This window comes from Chloroflexus sp. (assembly GCF_034435895.1).
Taxonomy (GTDB): domain Bacteria; phylum Chloroflexota; class Chloroflexia; order Chloroflexales; family Chloroflexaceae; genus Chloroflexus.
The window spans coordinates 1-6320 of sequence record NZ_DAOTWH010000258.1; the positions used below are offsets into that span (position 1 = coordinate 1).

Below are 6320 nucleotides of genomic sequence, written 5' to 3' on the forward strand. Positions count from 1 at the left end.
CGGGGTTGCTGCCGGCTGCGCCGGCGCCACTGGCGGCGCTGTAACCGCCACCTTACCGCCGGTCAGCTCTTGCACCGCCGCGCCGATCGTATCAAGCAGATCGCTCTGGCGGCGACGAGCGGCTCGCTCTTCGAGACCGGCAGCTACGCGCGCCAAGATTTGATTGGGATCGCTGGTCTTCAAGAGATAATCAAAAATTCCGAACCGGATGCCTTCGATGGCCGAATCAAGCGAACCGTGCCCGGTCAAGACGATAATAATCGCATCATGACCGGCTTCGCGCACTTTGGCCACGACTTCCATCCCTTTCATGCCGGGCATCTGCAAATCGACCAGCATGAGATCAAATGGCTCCCGCTCAAACAACGCCACTGCCTCTTCGCCCGAGGCCGCCGTGGTCACTGAATAACCGGCCCGGCTGAGCAAGGCATTCAGAGTTAAGCGGATATTTTGCTCATCATCAACTACCAACACCCGGGGCTGGTTCGTCATAAGAATTTGCGCTCCGTCCCGATTGCGACTATAGTTGGGATTATTATTGGCTTATCATAGCATGAGCTGGTAGCATGGTCAACGGTATGCGGAAGAGCATTCCCTAGAGGGGAGCGGAAAGGTATGATCGAACGCGATGATGCGGTCGCATACATTGCCAAATTGGAGCGAGACTTGCAGGCGGCGCAGAGCCGGATTGCCGCGTTGGAACGAGAAACGGAGTTGCACGCACGCTACGCCCGCGACCTTGACCGGCGACTAGCAGCCTTATTATCAGTTTCGGCGGCGCTGTTGATTAGCCACGACATTGATGCCATCATTAAGCTTGTCGTCCAGCAGGCCGTCGAGCTCTTTCCGGGCACCGCGACCGCCCATATCTACTTGATGGAGAATGAGCAAGAAGGTCGCTTACGTTTACGCGCCTCTGCACCCGAACATGCGCCAGCGCCGGCATTCTCGATTTTAGCCGAGATGGCGGCCAAAGCGCCACGCGCACTCTTGCTGAGCGGGCCAGAGCTAGAATATGTCATTCACCAACAGAATACTGCGCATCCCCCGTCGATTGACGATTGCCTCTGGCCGCAAAGCGTCTTGCTAGCGCCATTGCGCATCGAGCAACAGCGGCTCGGCGCGCTCGTTATCTGTGGCGAGCAGCTCTCGCATCTGTATCACCCGCGCGATCTGCCCTTCGTGCAGGCCTTGGCCGATTTGACCGTGATCGCGATCGACGAGGTGCAACAGCGCCAACGGGCCGCCGCCTTGCAGCGCGATCTGGTGCATACCCAATCGCTGCACGCCGAAGCCGAAGCCCGTCTCAACGCCGCCCAAGCCCAACTCTTGCAGAGCGCCAAGCTCGCCGCTGTCGGCGAATTGTCTGCCTCAGTCGCCCACGAGATTAACAATCCGCTCTATGCCGCGCGGAATAGTCTGTATCTGGTGGAACAAGACCTGCCCCCCGATGCGCCGCAACGCACCTTTCTCGCCATTGCCCAGCAAGAGTTGGGCCGGATTGCCCGCATCATCACCCGCATGCGCGATTTCTACCGCCCCTCGCGCGGCGAGTTGACCAGCGCCAATATCAATGCCCTGTTGCGCGAGACGCTCGAATTGGTGACGACCCACCTCCGCCATAATCACGTCACCGTGCGCACCCGCTTGGCCAACGACCTGCCCCCGATTGTAGCCCACGCCGATCAACTGCGCCAAGTCTTCCTCAACGTGATCTTGAACGCTTGTGATGCGATGCCGAACGGCGGCGAATTGACCGTTAGCAGCGAGCTGATCGCTGCCCGCGCCGGCGCGCCTGCCACGCTCGCCATTTCGATTACCGATACCGGCGTGGGCATTACCCCCGAACACATTCCCCATCTGTTCGAGCCGTTCTACACCACCAAACCGCACGGCACTGGTCTTGGCCTCGCAATTAGCGCCCATATCGTCACCCAACACGGCGGTCGCATCACGGTTGACAGCCAGCCCGGCGTGGGCACGACCTTTACCATTTTGTTGCCGTTGGAACCGCCGGTCACGGCAAGCTGACCGGGCAGATGCGGTTGGCGTGCGGCTGCCATGCTGCTGCACGCCAACCCACCGGGTCTACGCCGGCTTAGCAACCCGCTGCCTCCCCCACTAGCGATGACCGATCCTATCCTACAGGCTTATTCTGATCATCTGGGTTAGGGAAAAATATCACAAAGTGACAGCCGCCTTTGTTATCGCTTCACTACTGCACGTTGTTGCCTCAGGTCTCGCCGATCGCGCGGCAACCGAGTAGCATTAAGGTCAGAGCATGGCCTTCTGCTACCACCAAGACACTCCATAATCTGGAAGCTGGTACCATGGCGGCTTATCACATTCAGATATACGACGATGATCCAACCGCAGCACTCGTCACCCAGCGTGGCTTGCAGGCATTGCTTGGCAATGAGGTAATTGTGCAGGCGACAACCAATGCCAACGAAGCATGGCTGGCATGCGCCAACGGCAACGTTGATCTGCTGATTGTCGATCCTAGCCCGTATGGCGCGGCTGCCGCCTTGATCCGGGCAGTGCGCACCTACCGGCCCTACCTGCCAATCCTCGCGCTCACTGCCTACGATACCCCCGGCCTGCGCGCGCGGATGCAGGCGCTCGGTGTTGAGCTGTACGCAGCCAAACCTATCGAGCTGCGCGAGCTGGCGCCGCTAGTGTCACAGGCGCTGCATCAGGTCGTGTAACCCCCAGCCACAACGCTCTTCGCGGGTCGCCGCTACATGTGTTATCATGCGCCATATCGGGAAAGGAGAAGCGTATGCCTGCCCTCCGCTTCGATTGGCGCTGGCTCGCCTTGTTTGCTATCATCATTGTGTTTGCCAATACCCGCAGCCTGCCGTGGCCGCTCACTGCGCTGGCGTTAGCGTTGCCCGCCGGCTGGCTGCTCTATCAGGCGGCGCAGACGCTTGGCATCTCATTGCCCGGCGGGCGGCCATCCACCCGCGTGACCTATTGGCGTGGCCGCCGGATCGAAACGAGCGGCCCGCCGCGCCGCAATGCGCTCTGGAATCGCGCTAACCTTGCGCCCGGCTTGCTCTACGGCGTGGTCGGGCTAGCTTTGGCGCTGGCGGCGCTGGCGGTCGTGGCCCGCAACCTCGGCATCTAATGCCCGCCTGTTGAATACCCTTGCGAGGAGCAACGTGATTACTCTGCCCTTCGGTCTCTTTCGCCGCCGCCGCTTGACGACCGAACAGCAAGATGCGCTGCTGAACGAGCTCGATGCGCTCTTGCAACAGATCGAGGCGGCGCTCGACCGGTTCGGCTCCGATGTTGAGACCGCTGACCGCAACGCGCTTGCCGGCAGCCGCGCCAGTTTGCGTGAGCTGTTTCTGATTGTGGTCGCCGGCGAGTTTAATTCCGGTAAATCGACCTTTCTCAACGCGCTGCTCGGCGCGCAAGTGCTGCCCGAAGGCGTTACCCCTACCACCGATGCGATTACGTTACTCAAGTATGGCGATGAACCGTTCGATGAACTGATCGAACCCGGTCTGCGTCTGCACCATTATCCCGCCGAGATGCTCCGCCAATTGACCGTGGTTGACACTCCCGGCACCAATGCCGTCATCCGCCGGCACGAGCGGTTGACCCGTGAATATATTCCACGCGCCGATCTGGTCATTTTTCTCACCTCGGCGGATCGCCCGTTTACCGAGAGCGAACGCGCGTTTCTTGAGTTGATCAAAGAGTGGGGGAAGAAGGTGGTCGTGGTGATCAACAAAGCCGACATCCTCACCCCCGCCGAACAAGACCAAGTGGCCCAGTTTGTCCGCGAGCATGTCAACCGGGTGCTCGAACAATCGCCCGAATTGTTTATGGTCTCGGCCCGCCGCGCCCTCCAAGCCCGCCAACAAGCCGGCGAAACTGCTGCCGAACAATGGCAAGATAGCGGGATGGCAGCCATCGAACATTTCGTGGTTGATACGCTCGACGAAGAGACCCGCTTCCGCTTTAAGGTGCTCTCGCCGCTTGGCGTGGCTCGCCGGATTACGACCAAGTATCTCGATGCGACCGAAGCGCGCCTCGCCACCCTGCGCGACGATATTCAGGCTATTGACCAGATCGACCGCCAACTAGCCCTGTTTGGCGATGAGTTGAAACAAGATGCCGAATATCATCTCACCGAGATTGATCGCGTGCTGACTACGATCCAAGAGCGCGGCGATCGTTTCTGCGACGAGACGATCCGGCTCAGCCGCATCCGCGAACTTATCGATGGCAACCGGCTGCGCGCCGCGTTCGAGCAAGAGGTGATCGGCGATTCGCACCAACACCTCGACCAGCGTGTGCAAAAACTGATTGACTGGTTGATAGAAAAGAATCTGCGTTTGCAACAGAGCGTTGATGAGTTTATCCAACAGCGGGCGCTGGCCCATCGCGAACGGATGCTCGGCAGTGTCGGCGGCAGTTTCGCCTACAACCGGCAAGCCCTGCTTGAGAGCATCGGCCAAGCGGCGCAGACGGCGATGGCCGGCTATAACCGGCAGGCCGAAGCCCATCAATTGGCTACCGAAGTGCAGTCATCGGTCGCGGCTACCGCCATCACCGGCGTGGGTGCGTTGGGGTTGGGCGCTACCCTCGTCGCCCTCTTCCATACCGTCTTGCTCGATATGACCGGCATTCTGGCGGCGCTGACCGTCGCCGGACTAGGGTTGGCGATCTTGCCGGCCAAACGTCGCCAAGCCAAAGAGACCATCCGCAAGAAGATCGACGAGGTGCGGAACCAGTTGCGCACCGAACTGCGCCAACAGATCGAGCGTGAGAGCGAGCGCACCATCTTGCAGATTCGCGAGCGCAACGCGCCGTTTATCCGCTTTGTGCGCGCTCAGCAAGAGCAGTTGATCGATCTGCAACGCGCGTTTTCCGATCTCGCGATCGCGGTTGAGAAATTGAGCAAGCTGGCGAGTTAGATAGAGCAGTGCTGCGCACGTATCCTTGATACGCTTTACTTTACTATCCGCGACGAGCGCTGTACTACCGGGGAGCGCGGGCCGTTCGCCCGCCCCACCCCCATACCATTGCGCGTGGCGCTGATCCGGTGCGGAGTACGTGGCGCCGTGCAGTGAAGCAATGCCCAGCGTGTACGGCAGGCCGCCGCCCAGAGATGGTGAGCAACCATAATGATGCGCATTCTCATCCCATCCGATATCTTCCCGCCCGACGGGCGCGGCGGCGCGGCGTGGAGCACGCACGCCCTTGCCACCGGCTTGCATGCCCGCAGCCATCAGGTGCAGGTCATCGTGCCCTGCCGCCACCCATGCCGACGGCCATTGGTCGATCAGGTTGATGGTCTGCCCGTCCGGCGTGTACCCTACTACGCGCCTGCGCTTCCCTTCGTGCAAAACTACTTTCGCCACGAACGGTTCTGGCCGCGGCTGGCGCAAGCTATCATCGCCGCCGGCCACGAGTTCGGCGGGGTTGATGTGATCCATGCTCAGCATACCCAAGCCGCCGCCGCCGCTATCCTTGCCCGCGCCGCGCTCAAAGCGCCGGTGGTGGTTACGGTGCGCGATCACTGGCCATGGGACTACTTCGCCACCGGGTTACACGGCAACCGTATTCCGCATCCGGGTGGCTCGTGGCCGGCGCTAGCCACCGATCTGGTCGCCCGCCTCGGCCCGCTGCGCGGCACGCTGGCCTTGCCAGCCATCCCCTATTTGCGATCACACGTCGCCACGCGCGCCGCTCTGCTCGGCAAGGCCGACGCGGTGATCGCACCGAGCCACTACATCGCTCGCCGGCTAGCCGGGATTGTCGATCCGGCCCGCATCCACGTGCTGCCCAACATGGTTGACATCGCCGCCAGCGATGCGATCGCCGCCGCCGCGCCGCAGATCACGTGGGATGGCGCGCTATTGCTGTTTGCCGGCAAGTTGGAAGCGAACAAAGGCGCTGGCTTGCTGATCGATCTGATTGCGGCGCTGGCCGCCCGCCGGGCCGAGTTGCCGCCGCTGACCCTGCTGATCGCCGGCGATGGCGCATTGCGTCCGGCAATTGAGGCAGCGCTACAGGCCAGCGGCTTGCCCGGACGGGTGCTGGCATGGGTTGAGCATGACGAACTACTCAGGCTCACAGCGCGTTGCGATCTGCTGCTCTTCCCCTCGAACTGGGGTGAGCCGCTGGCGCGGGCGTTGATCGAAGCGGCGGCGCTAGGAGCGCCGATTGTGGCGATGCCGACCGGCGGCACGCCTGATATTGTCACGCACGGCGAAACCGGCATCCTCGCCCCTACCCTGCCGGCAATGGCAGAGTGGATCGTCCGCCTGCTCAACGCCCCCGCCACCCGCCGGCGGCTCGCC

Annotated in this window: 6 protein-coding genes; 5 read left to right on the top strand and 1 reads right to left on the bottom strand. The window is 61.6% G+C overall.

Going from position 1 to position 6320, the window contains the following annotated elements; genetic code table 11:
- A partial coding sequence (locus U9R81_RS14910; RefSeq protein ID WP_322496222.1) for a response regulator occupies positions 1–492 on the bottom strand: 492 nt, incomplete at its 3' end.
- 123 nt (positions 493–615) lie between these two features.
- Here U9R81_RS14910 and U9R81_RS14915 point away from each other — a divergent pair.
- The 5 genes from U9R81_RS14915 to U9R81_RS14935 form a co-directional block, all read left to right on the top strand.
- Positions 616–2031, top strand: a complete 1416-nt coding sequence (locus tag U9R81_RS14915) for a sensor histidine kinase (protein WP_322496223.1) — start codon at positions 616–618, stop codon at positions 2029–2031.
- 299 nt (positions 2032–2330) lie between these two features.
- The gene (locus U9R81_RS14920; RefSeq protein ID WP_322496224.1) at positions 2331–2708 is read left to right on the top strand and encodes a response regulator; all 378 of its coding nucleotides are present in this window, start codon (positions 2331–2333) and stop codon (positions 2706–2708) included.
- A 74-nt stretch (positions 2709–2782) separates the two neighbouring features.
- A complete protein-coding gene (locus tag U9R81_RS14925; RefSeq protein ID WP_322496225.1) occupies positions 2783–3130 on the top strand; it encodes a hypothetical protein in 348 nt (115 codons plus the stop codon).
- Between the two features lie 34 nt (positions 3131–3164).
- Positions 3165–4931: a dynamin family protein gene (locus U9R81_RS14930; protein ID WP_322496226.1), complete on the top strand. Its 1767-nt coding sequence runs from the start codon at positions 3165–3167 to the stop codon at positions 4929–4931.
- Positions 4932–5141: 210 nt separating this feature from the next.
- Positions 5142–6320, top strand: a 1179-nt coding sequence (locus tag U9R81_RS14935) for a glycosyltransferase family 4 protein (RefSeq protein ID WP_322496227.1), incomplete at its 3' end; no start/stop codon positions are given.

Bases quoted from the DNA above. Each gene is read 5' to 3' on its own strand.
- U9R81_RS14915 (WP_322496223.1), top strand. From the start codon at position 616: ATGATCGAACGCGATGATGCGGTCGCATACATTGCCAAATTGGAGCGA.
- U9R81_RS14920 (WP_322496224.1), top strand. From the start codon at position 2,331: ATGGCGGCTTATCACATTCAGATATACGACGATGATCCAACCGCAGCA.
- U9R81_RS14925 (WP_322496225.1), top strand. From the start codon at position 2,783: ATGCCTGCCCTCCGCTTCGATTGGCGCTGGCTCGCCTTGTTTGCTATC.